General features: G+C 61.5%; 19 protein-coding genes and 1 tRNA gene. 19 read left to right on the top strand and 1 reads right to left on the bottom strand.

What is annotated here, in order from left to right; translation table 11 throughout:
* Window positions 1–78: 78 nt before the first annotated feature.
* Window positions 79–810 (top strand): response regulator transcription factor, encoded by a 732-nt coding sequence (locus ACYVB7_RS00590; protein ID WP_460504586.1) that lies wholly within the window; start codon window positions 79–81, stop codon window positions 808–810.
* A 259-nt stretch (window positions 811–1,069) separates the two neighbouring features.
* On the opposite strand, the gene ACYVB7_RS00595 is transcribed toward ACYVB7_RS00590, so the two are convergent.
* Entirely contained in the window at window positions 1,070–1,375 is a 306-nt protein-coding gene (locus ACYVB7_RS00595) for a hypothetical protein (protein WP_460504587.1), read from the bottom strand.
* Window positions 1,376–1,420: 45 nt separating this feature from the next.
* Here ACYVB7_RS00595 and ACYVB7_RS00600 point away from each other — a divergent pair, with 45 nt between their 5' ends.
* From ACYVB7_RS00600 to nuoK, 18 genes are all read left to right on the top strand, one after another.
* The gene (locus tag ACYVB7_RS00600) at window positions 1,421–2,854 is read left to right on the top strand and encodes a sensor histidine kinase (RefSeq protein ID WP_460504588.1); all 1,434 of its coding nucleotides are present in this window, start codon (window positions 1,421–1,423) and stop codon (window positions 2,852–2,854) included.
* Window positions 2,855–2,981: 127 nt separating this feature from the next.
* Complete coding sequence (gene rpsO / locus ACYVB7_RS00605) at window positions 2,982–3,248, top strand: 30S ribosomal protein S15 (protein ID WP_460504589.1); 267 nt, start codon at window positions 2,982–2,984, stop codon at window positions 3,246–3,248.
* A 214-nt stretch (window positions 3,249–3,462) separates the two neighbouring features.
* Window positions 3,463–5,595, top strand: a complete 2,133-nt coding sequence (gene pnp, locus ACYVB7_RS00610) for a polyribonucleotide nucleotidyltransferase (protein WP_460504590.1) — start codon at window positions 3,463–3,465, stop codon at window positions 5,593–5,595.
* A 28-nt stretch (window positions 5,596–5,623) separates the two neighbouring features.
* Entirely contained in the window at window positions 5,624–6,637 is a 1,014-nt protein-coding gene (locus tag ACYVB7_RS00615) for an NAD(P)H-quinone oxidoreductase (RefSeq protein WP_460505104.1), read from the top strand.
* A gap of 9 nt (window positions 6,638–6,646) precedes the next feature.
* On the top strand, window positions 6,647–7,399 hold the full coding sequence (tpiA, locus tag ACYVB7_RS00620) for a triose-phosphate isomerase family protein (RefSeq protein WP_460504591.1): 753 nt from the start codon (window positions 6,647–6,649) through the stop codon (window positions 7,397–7,399).
* A gap of 21 nt (window positions 7,400–7,420) precedes the next feature.
* Window positions 7,421–7,783 carry a preprotein translocase subunit SecG gene (gene secG, locus ACYVB7_RS00625; protein ID WP_460505105.1) on the top strand — a complete coding sequence of 121 codons (363 nt, stop codon included), beginning with the start codon at window positions 7,421–7,423 and terminating at the stop codon, window positions 7,781–7,783.
* A 127-nt stretch (window positions 7,784–7,910) separates the two neighbouring features.
* Window positions 7,911–7,995: transfer RNA gene (locus tag ACYVB7_RS00630), tRNA-Leu, on the top strand.
* A gap of 41 nt (window positions 7,996–8,036) precedes the next feature.
* Complete coding sequence (locus tag ACYVB7_RS00635; protein WP_460504592.1) at window positions 8,037–8,396, top strand: NADH-quinone oxidoreductase subunit A; 360 nt, start codon at window positions 8,037–8,039, stop codon at window positions 8,394–8,396.
* 18 nt (window positions 8,397–8,414) lie between these two features.
* Window positions 8,415–8,894 (top strand): NuoB/complex I 20 kDa subunit family protein, encoded by a 480-nt coding sequence (locus ACYVB7_RS00640; RefSeq protein WP_460504593.1) that lies wholly within the window; start codon window positions 8,415–8,417, stop codon window positions 8,892–8,894.
* 14 nt (window positions 8,895–8,908) lie between these two features.
* A complete protein-coding gene (locus ACYVB7_RS00645) occupies window positions 8,909–9,517 on the top strand; it encodes an NADH-quinone oxidoreductase subunit C (protein ID WP_460504594.1) in 609 nt (202 codons plus the stop codon).
* A 20-nt stretch (window positions 9,518–9,537) separates the two neighbouring features.
* Window positions 9,538–10,791, top strand: coding sequence for an NADH-quinone oxidoreductase subunit D (locus ACYVB7_RS00650; protein WP_460504595.1), 1,254 nt, complete (start codon window positions 9,538–9,540; stop codon window positions 10,789–10,791).
* Window positions 10,788–11,279: an NADH-quinone oxidoreductase subunit NuoE family protein gene (gene nuoE, locus ACYVB7_RS00655; protein ID WP_460504596.1), complete on the top strand. Its 492-nt coding sequence runs from the start codon at window positions 10,788–10,790 to the stop codon at window positions 11,277–11,279. The genes ACYVB7_RS00650 and nuoE overlap by 4 nt, the downstream gene beginning before the upstream one ends.
* Window positions 11,276–12,619, top strand: a complete 1,344-nt coding sequence (gene nuoF, locus ACYVB7_RS00660; RefSeq protein ID WP_460504597.1) for a complex I 51 kDa subunit family protein — start codon at window positions 11,276–11,278, stop codon at window positions 12,617–12,619. Before nuoE ends, nuoF begins: the two co-directional genes overlap by 4 nt.
* A gap of 14 nt (window positions 12,620–12,633) precedes the next feature.
* On the top strand, window positions 12,634–14,763 hold the full coding sequence (gene nuoG / locus ACYVB7_RS00665) for an NADH-quinone oxidoreductase subunit NuoG (RefSeq protein WP_460504598.1): 2,130 nt from the start codon (window positions 12,634–12,636) through the stop codon (window positions 14,761–14,763).
* Complete coding sequence (gene nuoH / locus ACYVB7_RS00670; protein ID WP_460504599.1) at window positions 14,760–15,842, top strand: complex I subunit 1/NuoH family protein; 1,083 nt, start codon at window positions 14,760–14,762, stop codon at window positions 15,840–15,842. Before nuoG ends, nuoH begins: the two co-directional genes overlap by 4 nt.
* A 15-nt stretch (window positions 15,843–15,857) precedes the next feature.
* Complete coding sequence (gene nuoI, locus ACYVB7_RS00675; RefSeq protein WP_460504600.1) at window positions 15,858–16,367, top strand: NuoI/complex I 23 kDa subunit family protein; 510 nt, start codon at window positions 15,858–15,860, stop codon at window positions 16,365–16,367.
* 27 nt (window positions 16,368–16,394) lie between these two features.
* Window positions 16,395–17,030, top strand: coding sequence for an NADH-quinone oxidoreductase subunit J (locus ACYVB7_RS00680; RefSeq protein ID WP_460504601.1), 636 nt, complete (start codon window positions 16,395–16,397; stop codon window positions 17,028–17,030).
* Window positions 17,027–17,335 (top strand): NADH-quinone/ubiquinone oxidoreductase subunit 4L family protein, encoded by a 309-nt coding sequence (nuoK, locus tag ACYVB7_RS00685; protein WP_460504602.1) that lies wholly within the window; start codon window positions 17,027–17,029, stop codon window positions 17,333–17,335. Before ACYVB7_RS00680 ends, nuoK begins: the two co-directional genes overlap by 4 nt.

Consider the following 17,335-nt stretch of genomic DNA (forward strand, 5'->3'; position numbering starts at 1 on the left):
CGCTGCCTGCGGCGGGGGTGGCGGGGTGATACTCGGGGCCTGCCCTCCCCATTGCCATTGCTCCGTTGCCATTGCCCCATGTCCTCACCCGCCATGCCGTCGCCGCCACCCCGCGTGGCCGTCATCGAAGACGATGTGCCCACCAGCCAGCAGCTGCGGGGCTGGATCGAGGCGGCGCGTCCCGGTGTGGTGGTGGACCAATGGTTCAACCGCGACGACGCCGAGGCGGCCATGGCCCGCGAGGCCTACGACGTGGTGACGCTGGACATTGAGCTGGGGCGCGAGCGCCATGCGGGCGTGGCCATCATCAACGCCATCAACAAGACCGGGCGGGGCACGCCGGTGCTGGTGGTGTCGGCCATGCCTGCGGCCATCTACCGCGGGGTGATGAAGGCGCTGGACGCCTGGGACTACCTGCAAAAGACCACGTTCGAGGAGTCGGACTTCATCGACACCTTCCTGGAGATGCTGCGGGCCTCGCGCCAGCGCCAGCCCGAGGCCGCACCCCCGGCGGTGGCCGACCACGCGCTGTCGCTGGACCCGCTGCGCCAATCGGCCCCCACCTGGCGGGGGCGGCGGGTCAACCTGCCGCTGACGGCCCAGCGCATCCTGGCCACCCTGTACCAGCGCCGGGGGGAGGTGGTGTCGTACGACGAGTTGTTCCAGGTGGTCAAGAGCGGGCGCAACCGCGACAACATCCGCAAGCACATCAGCACCATCCGCGAGGCCTTCCGCGAGCTGGAGCCGACGCTGGACCCCATCGAAAACATCCCCATGCGCGGCTTTCGCTGGGCAGACCCGGGGCGGTGATGCGCGACTGGCTGGCCTCGTTCCGCTTGCGCTTGCTGTTTCGCGGCGCTTTTGTGGCGCTGATCCTGACGGTGCTGGCCATGACGGTGGTGGTGCTGCAAGACGAAAAGCAGCGCAGCCACGACCGCTACCGCGCCTCGGCGGAGCAGACCCTGGCGCACATGGCCGCCCGCCTGCGCCACCCGGCAGGGCAACTGGCGCTATTGAATCCAGAGCTGTCTGCGCTTTCAGAAAAAGCGCAGGAGCCTGTTTTGTTGCCCTATTCTGCGCTGGACTTCGACGACCAGAACAAGGTGCGCAACGCGGTGGAGGTGGCGGGCTGTGTCACCGCGCAGTCGCCCTGGTGCGTGGCCGTGGGCAACACGCCGTGGACCGGCGGTTTTGTGTACACCGTGGGTCGGCTGGCGGTGCCCGCATTGGTGCCGCACACCGTGGGCGACGAGCGCCTGGACGGTGCCCACCGCCTGCGCGTGACCCTCACCACCCCCACCCAGACGGTGCGCTGGCTGGCCCCGTTCGAGTCGCTGCCCGCCACGGCCATGGGCAGCCAGCGCGGGCGCTTCACGGGTTATGCCGAGGTGGAGGGGCCAACTACAAGGGGCAAAAGCCGGTGCGCGAGTTTCGGGGCTGGGGCTGGCAGGCGCTGGACTGTGCCCCGGCAGACGCCTCGCCGGACTGCCTGCACACCACCTGGGTGTCGCTGCGGCTGCCCGTGCAGGTGTGGCAGGACGCGCTGTTCCAGAAAGCGCGCCCGGCGTGGCCCCCGACCGACCTGTCGCGCCACCGGGTGCGGGTGGAGCTGCTGCCCCCGGGCGACGGACCCGCGCTGTTCGACAGTGCCGCCACGCCGGGCACGCGCCGCTTCACGCTGCACGACTTGTCGGCCCTGCTGCTGCCGGGTGAGTCCTTGGCCATCACCCGCGAAGGCCAGCCCTGGCGCACCTTGACCGGCCAGCAGGCCCAGGCCCCGGCTTCCCCGTTGCTGCTGCGCCTGATCGGGTGGTTGCCGGTGCAACGTGCGCCGTGGTGGAGCGCGGGCGCGGCCATGGACGCGGTGGAGGCGGTGCATGTGTCCGACGTGCTGGACTCCCCGTCCGGGCGCTTCGAGCTGAACTTCAGCGGCGACGCCCGCAGCGTCAACCGGGCCTTGGGGGAGGTGGCCACACGTTTGTCGTGGTTTGTGGGCGCCATGCTGCTGGCCATTGCCGGGGTGTGGCTGGCCATGGAGGTGTGGTTGATCCGTCCGCTGGCCCGCCTCACGCGGCGCACCCGTGGCCTGGGGCGCAGCGTGCAGTCGGACGGGGCGCTGGAGCGTTTTGACCTGACCGATTTGCGGGGCCGCGACGAGATGGGCCTGCTGGCCTCGGCGTTGGACGAGCTGCTGCACCGCGTGCGCGAGGACGCCAGCCGCGAGCGCATCCGCGCCCAGCAGGAAAAGGACATGTGGCACGCGGTGGGCCACGAAATCATGTCGCCCCTGCAATCGCTGCTGGCCTTGCATGGCAGCCCGGACGACAGCAGCCACCGCTACATCCAGCGCATGCAGCAGGCGGTGCGGGTGCTCTACGGCACCGCCCGCCCGAGTGAAGCCTTCGAATCCACCCGCCTCACGCTGGATGCGGTGGACCTGACCGCCTTTGTGCGCCATGTGGCCGACAACGCCGGGGTGGCCGGGCTGAGCGCCGAGGTGCCGCCCGAGCCCGTGCTGGTGCGGGCCGACGAGTACCCGCTGGAAGACGTGTTCTCCCACATCCTGCGCAATGCCGAGCGCCACCGCGCGCCCGGCACGCCCATCACCCTGACATTGCAGACCGACGACGCCACGGCCACGGTGGGCATCCACAACGTGGGCCCCCACATTGCGCCGCAGATGCTGGCCAGCATGTTCGAGTACGGGGTGTCCGACCAGCCGGGCGGCGAAAGCCGGGGTCAGGGCCTGTTCGTGGTGCGGACCTACATGGCCAAGATGGGCGGCACGGTCACGGCCTGCAACGTGGCCGACGGGGTGCGGTTCGACCTGGGCTTGCAGCGCCTGCGCACCTGAGCCCGGCATATAATGCGCGGCTGTCCGTCTTTTGGCGGGCAGTTTTTCACGCCCGTTGTGGTGGCGCAGAGAGCTGAATGGCGCTGTGCCCTGACTGCGACGGGTCGCTTGTTTCAAAGGTATCCAAATGATCGCCAAATCTGTCAAGGCCGACGTCGTCGCGGCCAACGCCCGTGCCGCCGGTGACACCGGTAGCCCCGAAGTTCAAGTTGCGCTGCTGACCGCTCGCATCAACGAACTGACCCCCCACTTCAAGACCCACGCCAAAGACCACCACGGTCGCCGTGGCCTGTTGCGCATGGTGAGCCGTCGTCGCAAGCTGCTGGACTACCTCAAGGCCAAGGACGCAGACCGCTACGTGGCCCTGATCGCCAAGCTGGGCCTGCGCAAGTAAGCTCGGTTGTCCAGTTCGGACGCAACCCTTCGATGAACGCCTGAGTCAGGTCCAGCCCGGCTCAGGCGTTTTTCGCTTTTCGTTTCCCTGGAGAAATGTTCCGCGCAGAGCGAAGCTGTGTCATTCCAACCGGGTTTGTCCGGTGGCCGAGTCCGGTTGGAATGGCATCGTGTTCTGGCGAATGTGTCTCCTCCTTTTCCTCTCAGGAGTCAACATGACCATGTTCAACAAAGTCACCAAAACCTTCCAGTGGGGCCAGCACACGGTCACCATGGAAACCGGCGAAATCGCCCGCCAGTCCAGCGGCGCCGTGCTGCTCGACATGGACGGCACCGTGGTGCTGGCCACGGTCGTGGCAAAGAACGAAGCCAAGGCGGGCCAGGACTTCTTCCCGCTGACCGTGGACTACCTCGAAAAGTCCTACGCCGCCGGCAAGATCCCCGGCAGCTTCTTCAAGCGCGAAGGCCGCCCCAGCGAGTTCGAGACGCTGACCAGCCGCCTGATCGATCGCCCCATCCGCCCGCTGTTCCCCGAAGGCTTCTTCAACGAAGTGCAGGTGGTCATCCACACGCTGTCGCTCAACCCCGAAGTGGACGCCGACATCGCCGCCATGATCGCCACCAGTGCCGCCCTGTCGGTCAGTGGCATTCCGTTCAACGGCCCCATCGGTGCCGCCCGCGTGGGTTATGTCAACGGTGAATATGTGCTCAACCCCGGCAAGACCGCCCGCACCAACTCCGCCATGGACCTGGTGGTGGCTGGCACCGAAGCAGCCGTGCTGATGGTGGAATCCGAAGCCCTGCAACTGAGCGAAGAAGTGATGCTGGGTGCCGTGGTGTTCGGTCACGAGCAAAGCCAAGTGGCCATCAACGCCATCCACGAGCTGGTGCGCGACGCTGGCAAGCCGGTGTGGAACTGGCAAGCCCCGGCCCGCGACGAGGCGCTGATCGCCAAGGTGGCCGAGCTGGGCCAAGCCAAGCTGGAAGCCGCTTACCAGATCCGCAGCAAGCAAGCCCGCACCCAGGCTTGCCGCGAAGCCTATGCCGCCGTGATGGCGGGTCTGAAAGAGCAGGGCGTGGAGTTTGACAGCGTCAAGGTCGAAGGCCTGCTGTTCGACATCGAGGCCAAGATCGTCCGTGGCCAGATCCTGGCCGGTGAGCCCCGCATCGACGGTCGCGACACCCGCACCGTGCGCCCCATCGAAATCCGCAACGGCGTGCTGCCCCGCACCCACGGTTCTGCCCTGTTCACCCGTGGCGAAACCCAGGCCCTGGTCATCGCCACGCTGGGTACCGAGCGCGACGCCCAGCGCATCGACGCCCTGAGCGGCGACTACGAAGACCGCTTCATGCTGCACTACAACATGCCTCCGTTCGCCACTGGCGAAACCGGTCGCGTGGGCAGCCCCAAGCGCCGCGAAATCGGTCACGGCCGTCTGGCCAAGCGTGCCCTGGTGGCCGTGCTGCCCGCCAAGGACGAGTTCCCCTACACCATGCGTGTGGTCAGCGAAATCACCGAGTCCAATGGTTCTTCGTCCATGGCTTCCGTGTGCGGCGGCTGCCTGTCGCTGATGGACGCTGGCGTGCCCCTGAAGGCCCACGTGGCCGGCATCGCCATGGGCCTGATCAAGGAAGGCAACAAGTTCGCCGTGCTGACCGACATCCTGGGTGACGAAGACCACCTGGGCGACATGGACTTCAAGGTGGCCGGGACCACCGACGGCGTGACTGCGCTGCAGATGGACATCAAGATCCAGGGCATCACCAAGGAAATCATGCAGGTCGCGCTGGCCCAGGCCAAGGAGGCCCGCATGCACATCCTGGGCAAGATGCAGGACGCCATGGGCGAGGCCAAGGCCGAGGTGTCCAACTTCGCGCCCCGCCTCTACACCCTGAAGATCAACCCCGAGAAGATCCGTGACGTGATCGGCAAGGGCGGTGCCACCATCCGTGCACTGACCGAAGAAACCGGCACCCAGATCGACATCGCCGAAGACGGCACCATCACCATCGCCTCCACCGACAGCGCCAAGGCCGAAGAAGCCAAGCGCCGCATCGAGCAGATCACCGCCGAAGTGGAAATCGGCAAGGTCTACGAAGGCCCGGTCACCAAGATCCTGGACTTCGGTGCCCTGATCAACTTGCTGCCCGGCAAGGACGGCCTGCTGCACATCAGCCAGATCGCCCACGAGCGCGTCGAGAAGGTGACCGACTACCTGAGCGAAGGCCAGATCGTCAAGGTCAAGGTGCTGGAGACCGACGAAAAGGGTCGCATCAAGCTGTCCATGAAGGCGCTGATCGACCGCAACGCCGGTGGTGCCGAGCAGGCCCAGCAGCAACAGCAGTGATGGAGCACGCATGACCGTTCCGGCGTTCATGCAGGTCATTGAGACCGCCGGTTTCGGCGGTCCGGAGGTGCTGCGCGTGGCGCAGCGCCCGGTGCCTCAGCCTGCGGTGGGCGAGGTGTTGATTCGCGTCAGCGCCTCGGGCATCAACCGCCCGGATGTGCTCCAGCGCAAGGGGCACTACGCGCCGCCCCCCGGCGCGTCGGACATTCCAGGGCTGGAAGTGTCGGGGGTCATCGTTCAGGGTCTGCCCGAAGACCTTCAGGCCGCCGGATTCGCGCTGGGAGACCGTGTCTGTGCGTTGGTGGCTGGCGGTGGTTACGCCGAGTACTGTGTGGCACCCGTCGCGCAGTGTTTGCCGGTGCCGCAGGGCTTGTCCGATGTGGAAGCCGCATCGTTGCCTGAAACGGCGTTCACGGTGTGGAGCAATGTGTTCGACCGTGCAGCACTGAAACCCGGCGAGTCGCTGTTGATTCACGGGGGCTCCAGCGGCATCGGGGTCACAGCCATCCAGTTCGCCAAGGCGTTGGGCGCAAGCCCGGTTTTGGTGACGGTGGGCAACGCGGACAAGGCTGCAGCCTGCCTGGCGCTGGGTGCAGACCATGCCATCGACTACCGTCAGGATGACTTTGTCGCACGCGCCCTTGAGTTGACCGAGGGACGGGGCGTCGATGTGATCCTGGACATGGTGGCGGGCGACTACGTGGCCCGCAACATCCAGGCCTTGGCTGAGGATGGTCGGTGCGTCGTCATCGCCGTTCAGGGTGGGGTGAAGGCTCAGGTGGATGCCGGATTGGTGTTGCGCCGTCGCTTGACGCTCACGGGTTCGACCTTGCGTCCACGGTCGGTGGCTTTCAAAGCCGCTGTGGCGCGCAGTTTGCGCGACCGGGTCTGGCCGCTTTACGCCAGTGGCGTGGTCAAACCGGTGGTTCACCGTGTGTTTGCCCCCGCTCAGGCGGCCCAGGCGCATGCGCTGATGGAGTCGAGCGCACACGTGGGCAAGCTGGTGTTTTCCTGGGGCGTCATGGCGGCTCAGGCGAATTGAGGAAAGAAAATGAAAAAGCTGATTGCAGGCAATTGGAAAATGAATGGCAGCCTGACTGCCAATCAGGCCTTGTTGCAGGCCATCAAGGCGGGTTTGTCTTCTGAGACTCCCGCCTGTGATGTGGCGGTCTGTGTGCCCCATGTGTACCTGGCCCAAGTCGGAGGGGAGCTGCAAGGTTCGCCAGTGGCGTGGGGTGCGCAGGATGTGTCGGCTCACGAAGCGGGTGCCTATACCGGAGAGGTCAGTGGTGCCATGCTCAGGGACTTCCAGTGCCGTTACGTGCTGGTGGGGCATTCCGAGCGTCGCCAATACCACGGTGAAACCGATGCTGTGGTGGCGGCCAAGGCACAGCGGGCGTTGGCCTGCGGCATCACGCCCGTGGTGTGTGTGGGCGAAGCCCTGGCCGAGCGCGAGGCGGGCGCCACCATGGACGTGGTCAAGCGTCAGTTGGCAGCCGTCATTCACGCGGTGGGCCATTGCATTACTGAAGTGGTTGTCGCTTATGAGCCTGTGTGGGCCATTGGCACGGGCAAGACCGCGACGCCTGAGCAGGCTCAAGAGGTTCATGCGGTGTTGCGCAACCAACTGCAAGCGGCCTGTGCCGAAGGCCGAACACCGCGCATTCTTTATGGGGGCAGCATGAATGCCGCCAACGCTGAAGTGTTGTTGTGCCAACCGGACATCGATGGCGGGTTGATCGGTGGGGCCTCGTTGAAGGCCGCCGACTTCCTGTCCATCGTTTCGGCGGCCAGCCGTCGTTGATTGTTTGAAAACGGAGTTGTTGTGAATTTTCTGTCTACGCTTTTGTTGGTTCTTCAGGTTGTTTCCGCGGTGGCCATGATCGGCCTCATCCTGGTTCAGCACGGCAAGGGGGCTGATGCGGGTGCTGCATTCGGTAGCGGTGGCTCGGGCTCCGCCAGCTTGTTCGGGGCCAGTGGCAGTGCGAACTTCCTGTCCAGAACCACCGCCATTTTGGCCACGGTGTTTCTGGTGTGCACGCTGGCGATGGCGGCGGTTGGAGGGCAGCGCAAGCCAACGTCGGGCAGTGTGCTTGAAGGTGTGGCTGCTCCGGTTCAGGCGCCTGCTTCGGGTGAGGCGAAGCCCGCAGAACCTGCGCAAGGTGCGGGACAAATTCCTGCCAAGTAACCAGGTTACCCAAGGGGGTAAGAGAGGCGTCATCCTGACGGCCTTCTTACCCGGGTAACCCCTGAATTCAAGTTACAATGCAAGGCTGAGGTTCGGAAGCGGTTACCGCTGGTTCCTCTGTCAAATTGCCGACGTGGTGAAATTGGTAGACACGCTATCTTGAGGGGGTAGTGGCGAAAGCTGTGCGAGTTCGAGTCTCGCCGTCGGCACCAAATTGGAACACCTTTGCGCCCTTGGCGGCTGGAGCCATCAATTGGAACTTGAACAGTATTTTCCGGTTCTCCTGTTCATTCTGGTCGGGTTGGCCATCGGTGTGATTCCTCAGGCGTTGGGTTATGTGTTGGGTCCCAATCGCCCTGATGCGGAAAAAAACTCCCCTTACGAATGCGGCTTTGAAGCTTTCGAAGACGCTCGCATGAAGTTCGATGTTCGCTACTACTTGGTGGCGATTCTCTTCATTCTTTTCGATCTTGAAATTGCCTTCCTGGTTCCTTGGGCGGTTGCGTTCTCGGACATCGGGCTCACCGGCTTCCTGGCGGGTGTGGTCTTCCTCGGCATCCTGGTGGTGGGGTTTGCTTACGAGTGGAAAAAAGGTGCCCTTGACTGGGAATGAGGAACGGAGTGCTTTGGCATGATTGAAGGCGTTTTCAAAGAGGGCTTTGCCACCACCAGCTATGACGCGGTGGTGAACTGGGCCAAAACCGGCTCCTTGTGGCCCATGACGTTTGGTCTGGCCTGTTGCGCGGTCGAAATGATGCATGCGGCCACGGCGCGCTACGACATTGCCCGTTTCGGTGCCGAAGTGTTCCGTGCCAGTCCGCGTCAGTCAGATTTGATGATCGTGGCGGGCACGCTGTGCAACAAGATGGCGCCTGCGCTTCGCAAGGTGTATGACCAGATGGCAGAGCCTCGTTGGGTGCTGTCCATGGGTTCGTGTGCAAACGGGGGCGGGTACTACCACTACAGCTATTCGGTGGTGCGCGGTTGTGACCGCGTGGTCCCTGTGGATGTGTACGTGCCGGGCTGTCCGCCCACGGCTGAAGCCCTGCTGTACGGCATCATTCAGCTCCAGCAAAAAATCCGTCGAACCCAGACGATCGCACGGGCTTGAGTGCCCCCGTCACCATGAGCGAAACACCCGTGACTGAGTCTTCTTTTGCGCAGCGCGTCCAGATCGCCTTTGGCGACCGGAGTCACAAGCTTGACTGCTCGCGTGGCGAGTGGTCCATCACCGTGCCTGCTGGTGGCTACTGGGAGGCCATGAGCCTGCTTCGGGATCATCCAGAGCTTCGTTTTGAACAGTTGATTGACCTTTGTGGTTTGGATTACGAGGGCTATGCAGGCAGTGCAGAGATGCCTGCGCGTTTTGCTGTGGCCGTTCAGCTGCTGTCGGTCACGCTGAACCAGCGCATCCGTGTCAAGGTGTTCTGTGATGACGACGCGTTCCCGGTGCTGAAGTCTGTGGTGAGCCTCTGGTCTTCTGCCAACTGGTACGAGCGTGAAGCGTTTGATTTGTACGGCATCGTGTTCGAAGGGCATGAAGATCTGCGTCGGATTCTCACGGACTATGGCTTCATTGGGCATCCGTTCCGCAAGGACTTCCCTTTGTCTGGGCATGTCGAGATGCGGTACGACGCCACCCGTCAGCGTGTGGTGTACGAACCGGTCAGCATCGAGCCACGCGAAAACACCCCTCGGATTGTTCGCGAAGACAACTATGGGGGGCTCCACTGAGCGAAGCTCGGGCGTGAATCATGGCTGAAATCAAGAACTACACATTGAACTTCGGTCCGCAGCACCCTGCGGCCCACGGCGTGCTTCGTCTGGTGTTGGAGCTGGATGGTGAGGTGGTCCAACGTGCAGACCCCCACATCGGTTTGTTGCACCGGGCCACCGAGAAGCTTGCAGAGCACAAGACATTCATCCAATCGCTGCCGTACATGGATCGTCTGGACTACGTGTCCATGATGTGCAACGAGCATGCGTATTGTCTGGCGGTGGAGCGGCTGCTCGGCATCGATGTTCCCCTGCGTGCCCAATACATCCGGGTGATGTTTTCTGAAATCACTCGGTTGCTGAACCACCTGATGTGGCTGGGTTCCCATGGCAACGACTGCGGAAGCTCCACCATCCTGATTTACGCCTTCCGTGAACGGGAAGACCTCTTCGACATGTACGAAGCGGTTTCGGGAGCGCGCATGCACGCGGCGTACTTCCGTCCGGGCGGGGTGTACCGTGATCTGCCGGACACCATGCCGCAGTACCAGGCGAACAAGGTGCGCAACACGCGTGCCATTGCCAAGCTCAATGAAAACCGTCAGGGCTCGTTGCTCGACTTCATCGACGACTTCACCCAGCGCTTTCCAACCTACCTGGCCGAATACCACACGCTGCTGACGGACAATCGAATTTGGAAGCAGCGAACTGTGGGCATTGGCGTGGTCACCCCCGAGCGTGCACTCAGCCTGGGCATGACCGGTCCCATGATTCGTGGTTCTGGCATTGCATGGGATTTGCGCAAGAAGCAGCCCTACGACGCTTATGCCGCCATGGACTTCGACATTCCCGTGGGCAAGACCGGTGACTGCTACGACCGTTACCTGGTGCGCATGGAGGAAATGAAGCAGTCCAATCGCATCATCAAACAATGCGTGGACTGGTTGCGTGCCAACCCGGGGCCCGTGATCACTGGCAACCACAAGGTGGCGCCGCCCTCGCGCGAATCCATGAAATCCAGCATGGAAGAGCTGATTCACCACTTCAAGCTCTTCTCTGAAGGCTTCCATGTGCCCGAAGGCGAAGCTTATGCCGCGGTGGAACACCCCAAGGGTGAATTCGGCATCTACTTGGTGAGCGATGGTGCCAACAAGCCATTCCGCATGAAGATCCGGGCGCCAGGTTTCCCGCATCTGGCTGCCATGGATGAAATGTCAAAAGGCCACATGCTGGCAGACGCCGTGGCCATCATCGGCACCATGGACATCGTTTTTGGAGAAATCGACCGATGATTTCAGAGTCCACCCGCGCCCGGTTCGACCGGGAGACGGCGAAATACCCTGCCGAACAAAGGCAGTCTGCGGTGATGGCTTGTCTGTCCATCGTGCAGCAGGAGCAAGGTTACGTCAGCCCCGAGAGCGAGGCTGAGATTGCGGCATACCTCGGCATTCCTGCCATGGCGGTCCACGAAGTCACCACGTTCTACAACATGTACAACCAGGCCCCGGTGGGGCGGTTCAAGTTGAACGTGTGCACCAACTTGCCTTGCCAGTTGCGCAATGGTCAGGGTGCGTTGGAGCATTTGGAAAAACGCCTGGGGGTTCACATGGGTGAAACCACCGCCGATGGGCTGTTCACCCTGCAACAGAGCGAATGCCTGGGTGCGTGTGCTGACGCCCCGGTGATGTTGGTGAACGATCGCCACATGTGCAGCTTCATGTCCAATGCCAAGCTTGATGAGCTCATTGATGGCCTCAAGGCCACGGGAGGTCAGGCATGAGCCCCACCGACATCCTCAATCGTTTCGCCTCCAACGGGCAGGAAACGTGTTTCCATGGTCGACACATCAATCCGCAGATTTATGCGGATCTGAACGGAAGCAATTGGTCCATCAAGGAATATGAAGCCCGCGGTGGATACCAGGCATTGAAGAAGATCCTGGGTGTGGATGGCGGCCCGGGTTTGACCCAGGACGAGGTCATTGCCACGGTCAAAGAGTCGTCTTTGCGCGGTCGCGGAGGGGCTGGTTTCCCGACTGGCTTGAAGTGGAGCTTCATGCCTCGTCAGTTCCCTGGCCAAAAATACTTGGTCTGCAACTCCGATGAAGGTGAGCCTGGGACTTGCAAGGACCGCGACATCCTGATGTTCAACCCGCACATCGTCATCGAAGGCATGGCGATCGCGGCCTATGCCATGGGCATCTCCGCCGGGTACAACTACATCCACGGTGAAATTTTCCAGGTCTACGAGCGTTTCGAGGCCGCGTTGGAAGAGGCTCGCGCAGCGGGGTATCTGGGCAACAACATCTTGGGTTCTTCCTTCAGCTTCCAGTTGAATGCCCACCACGGTTTTGGTGCATACATCTGCGGTGAAGAAACTGCATTGCTGGAGTCGTTGGAAGGCAAGAAGGGGCAACCCCGTTTCAAGCCACCGTTCCCCGCAAGCTTCGGCCTTTACGGCAAGCCCACGACCATCAACAACACCGAGACGTTTGCTGCGGTGCCGTGGATCATCCGCAACGGTGGTCAGGCGTACCTGGAGTGCGGCAAGCCCAACAACGGCGGCACCAAGATTTTCTCCGTCAGCGGTGATGTAGAACGTCCGGGCAACTACGAAATTCCCATGGGTACGCCATTCCGCACCCTGCTGGAGTTGGCCGGTGGTGTTCGCTCCGGACGCAAGTTGAAGGCCGTGATTCCGGGTGGATCATCCTCGCCCGTGCTGCCTGCGCACATCATCATGGACTGCACGATGGACTACGACTCCATCTCCAAGGCAGGGTCCATGCTGGGTTCCGGCGCGGTGATCGTGATGGACGACACCCGTTGCATGGTGGAATCGCTGAAACGTCTGTCGTACTTCTACATGCACGAAAGCTGCGGTCAGTGCACCCCTTGTCGCGAGGGTACCGGATGGCTGTGGCGTCTGGTGGACCGCATCCATCGGGGCGAAGGTCGCCCCAGCGACATGGCATTGTTGGACAACGTGGCCGAAAACATCATGGGGCGCACCATCTGTGCGCTGGGTGATGCGGCTGCCATGCCCGTCCGTGCCATGGTGAAACATTTCAGGCCCGAGTTCGAGGCCATGATCAAGGCTGACCAGCCGGTGTCTGCCTGAGAGCGAGTTGCAACATGGTTGAAATCGAACTGGACGGTAAGAAGGTTGACGTGCCCCCGGGCAGCATGGTGATGCATGCGGCTGAAAAAGCGGGTGTCTACGTTCCTCATTTTTGCTATCACAAGAAACTGTCTATCGCCGCCAACTGCCGCATGTGCTTGGTGGATGTGGAAAAGGCCCCCAAGCCCATGCCGGCTTGCGCCACCCCGGTGACCCAGGGGATGGTGGTTCGCACCAAGAGTGACAAGGCGATCAAGGCTCAACAGTCGGTGATGGAGTTCCTGCTCATCAATCACCCGCTGGACTGCCCCATCTGTGACCAAGGCGGCGAATGTCAGCTGCAGGACTTGGCGGTGGGTTATGGTGGCAGCTCATCGCGCTACGGAGAAGAAAAGCGCGTGGTACCGAACAAGGATGTCGGTCCATTGATTTCCATGGAGGAAATGAGCCGCTGCATCCATTGCACACGATGCGTCCGTTTTGGTCAGGAGATTGCCGGCCAGATGGAGTTGGGCATGTCTCATCGAGGTGAGCATTCCGAAATCGAGACCTTCCTGGGCAAGACCGTGGACTCCGAGTTGTCGGGCAACATGATCGACCTTTGCCCGGTTGGTGCGTTGACCAGCAAACCGTTCCGCTACAGCGCCCGCACGTGGGAAATGTCGCGTCGCAAGTCCGTCAGCCCGCACGATTCGACGGGAGCCAATCTGGTGGTGCAGGTCAAGAACCACAAGGTCATGCGCGTGCTGCCGTTCGAAAACGAAAGCATCAACGAATGCTGGATTGCCGACCGTGATCGTTTTTCGTATGAAGCCCTCAATGGTGCTGATCGCCTGACCCAGCCCATGGTGAAGCAAGGCGGTGAGTGGCGTGTGGTCGATTGGACGGCCGCGCTTGAATACGTCGCCAACGGCCTGTCGGGGATCCGTGCTGAGCACGGTGCTGCTTCCATCGGAGCCCTGGTCAGTCCCCATGCCACAGTGGAAGAAGCCCATTTGGCCAGTGCATTGGTGCGAGGCCTGGGGTCACAAAGCGTGGACCACCGTTTGCGCCATGCACAGCACCCGGTTCAAACCCAGGTTCGCTGGTTGGGGCGAACCATAGAATCACTGTCCCAGTTGGAACGCGTGTGGGTGGTGGGGTCCAACCTGCGCAAAGACCACCCGCTGTTTGCACAGCGCATTCGTCAGGCGACCAAACGGGGTGCGCAAGTTCACGCCCTGGTTGCCGCCGAGGTGGATTGGGCACTGCCGGCGACTGCCAACGTGGTGGACGCCCAAGACTGGGTGGAGGCCATGGCTCGCGTGGCATCCGCTGTCGCTGAGTTGAATGGCGTGTCTGCACCTGTGGCAGTGGCCCGTGACGCGGCGGCCGAGATCGTTGCGCGCAGTCTGCTGTCTGGCGATCAGAAGGCCATTCTGTTGGGCAATGCCGCTGCTCATCACGAGAAAGCTGGAAGCCTGCTGGCGCTGGCCAACTGGATCGGGTCGCAGGTCGGTGCAACGGTGGGTTATCTCACCGAAGCGGCCAACACAGTGGGAGCCCAGTTGGTGAAGGCGCTGCCGGGTGTCAGCGGTCTCAATGCTGCGCAAATGCTGGATGGCCAGGCCAAAGCCCTGATCCTGCTTGGTGTTGAGCCTGGTTTGGACACCCGCGGTGGTCAATCGGCCATGGACGGTGTGGCCAAGTCGCAAATGGTGGTGACCCTGAGTCCATTCAAGACCAATCTGGCGTGCAGTGATGTGCTGCTGCCGATTTCTCCCTTCTCTGAGACGTCGGGCTCGTTCGTCAATGCAGAGGGGCTGCTTCAGTCCTTTCACGCGGTCGTCAAACCGCTGGGCGACACCCGCCCCGCCTGGAAGGTGCTGCGTGCGCTGGGTGAAATGCTTGGCATCAGCGGGTTCAACCAAGACAGCTCGGAACAGGTCTTGAAGTCCGCTCTGCCTGGCGTGTCCGTGGGTGAAAAAGTGCCTGCCAACTTGCTGAGCAATGTCACCGATGAGGGCATCGACTTGGCCCCGGCCCGACAGGCGCCATGTGTGGCTTCGATTTACCAGCTGGATGCATTGGTTCGCCGATCCAGCGTGTTGCAAGCCACGGCCGATGGTCGTGCGGGTACACGTTTGGAGGGAGTTTCCGCATGATTGATACGTTGTACAACGCTGGCCTCGGTGTGTGCGCATCGGACTGGTGGACCACCGGTGCGTGGCCCACGATCTGGGTGTTGTTGAAGATCGTGGTACTGCTGGCCCCGCTGATGGGCGCTGTGGCTTACCTGACGTTGTGGGAACGTCGTCTGCTGGCCTTCATGCAGGTGCGCCTGGGCCCCAACCGTGTGGGGCCAATGGGCTTGTTGCAACCCATTGCCGACGCACTGAAGCTGCTGACCAAAGAGCTGATTCAACCCACTGCGGCGGCCAAGGGCTTGTTTGTGCTGGGGCCGATCATGGCCATCATGCCTGCTTTGGCTGCATGGGTCGCGGTGCCGTTCGGGCCTGAGACGGTGCTGGCCAATGTCAATGCCGGTTTGCTGGTCATTCTGGCCATCACCTCGATTGAGGTGTATGGCGTGATCATTGCGGGTTGGGCATCCAACTCCAAGTACGCGTTTCTGGGCGCATTGCGGGCATCTGCTCAGATGGTGAGTTATGAAATCGCCATCGGGTTCTGTTTCCTGGTGGTGGTGATGACTGCCGGAAGTCTGAATCTCGCCGATGTGGTGGCATCGCAGAGTCGGGGTGTGGGGGCCAGCATGGGCCTCAATTTCCTCTCCTGGAACTGGTTGCCGCTGTTGCCCATCTTTGTGGTGTACGTGATCTCCGGCATTGCAGAAACCAACCGTCACCCGTTTGACGTGGTGGAAGGTGAGGCTGAAATTGTGGCCGGCCACATGGTGGAGTATTCCGGCATGGGCTTCGCCATCTTCTTCTTGGCTGAATACGCCAGCATGTGGCTGGTGTCCATCCTGGCCGTGTTGATGTTCTTGGGGGGGTGGCAGTCTCCCTTTGGGGGTGATTGGCTGAGCTGGGTCCCCGGTTGGATTTGGTTGGGTGCCAAGACATTTTTCATGGTGTCTTTGTTCTTGTGGGTTCGTGCGACGTTCCCTCGGTTCCGTTACGACCAGATCATGCGTCTGGGTTGGAAGGTGTTCATTCCGGTCACCCTGATTTGGTTGTTGCTGGTCGGTGCACTGATGCAGACCCCCTGGAACATCTGGAAATAAAACGGCGAATCGCATATGACCTCAGCCAATGTCGCCCCATTTTCCTTTGGGGATTTTTTCAAGAGTTTCCTGCTGCTTGAGTTGTTCAAGGGCATGGCCTTGACGGGACGTTATGCGTTCCGTGGAAAAGTCACTTTGCAATACCCCGAGGAGAAGACGCCCCTGTCTCCGCGGTTCAGGGGGTTGCACGCCCTTCGTCGCTATGAAAACGGCGAGGAGCGCTGCATTGCCTGCAAACTGTGTGAAGCCGTTTGTCCCGCGATGGCCATCACCATCGAGTCTGATGTGCGTGCCGATGGCAGCCGTCGGACCACCCGCTATGACATCGATCTGACCAAGTGCATTTTCTGCGGCTTCTGTGAGGAGAGCTGCCCGGTGGATTCCATCGTTGAAACGCACATCCTGGAGTACCACGGTGAGAAGCGCGGCGACCTGTACTTCACCAAGGACATGCTGCTGGCCGTGGGCGACAAATACGAAGCCCAGATTGCCCAGACCAAGTCTGCAGATGCCAAGTACCGCTGAAGCCCGCTGAATCAATGTGAACATGTCATGAACTACCAAGCTGGCTTCTTCTACTTCTTTTCGGCGGTTTTGCTGTTTGCCTCGTTGCGGGTGATCACGGCGAAAAATCCCGTGCACGCTGTGCTGTTTCTCATGCTGGCCTTTTCTCAGGCCGCAGCTGTATGGCTGATTCTGAAAGCTGAGTTCCTCGGGCTCACACTGGTGCTGGTGTACCTCGGTGCAGTGATGGTGTTGTTCCTGTTCGTCGTGATGATGCTGGACATTCGCGTCGACAAGATTCGCGAGGGCTTCTGGAAGCATGCACCTCTGGGTCTGTTGCTGGGCGGTTTGATTGCCTTTGAACTGGCCGCTGTGCTCTGGATGGGATTCAGCGGAATGTCGGTTGCGACCGGTGGTGAGTTCAAGACTTCCAACACCCACCAGCTGGGTGTCCTGTTGTTCACCCAATACCTCTACCCCATCCAAGCTGCCGCGGTCATTTTGCTGGTGGCCATGATCGCCGCCATTGCGTTGACCTTGCGTCATCGCAAAGACAGCAAAGCCATCAGCCCCAGTCTGCAAGTGCATGTCAAGGCGGCGGACCGCTTGGTGGTGGTCAAGATGCCCGCCTCGGGCGCGACCCAAAACAATCCCCTGGCCGCAGAGGAAGGAGTTGCCAAATGATGTTGAATTTAGGTCACTTCCTGGGGTTGGGGGCCATCCTGTTTGCCATTTCCATCACAGGTATTTTTCTGAACCGCAAGAACCTCATCGTGCTGTTGATGGCGATCGAGTTGATGCTGTTGGCGGTGAACATGAACTTTGTGGCGTTCTCCCACTACCTGGGTGACATGCACGGGCAAGTCTTTGTGTTTTTCATTCTGACCGTTGCGGCAGCGGAGTCGGCCATCGGTTTGGCCATCCTCGTGCTGTTGTTCCGCAACAAGTCTTCCATCGATGTCCGTGAGCTGAACGAGCTCAAGGGCTGA

The organism is Hydrogenophaga soli (genome assembly GCF_054777695.1).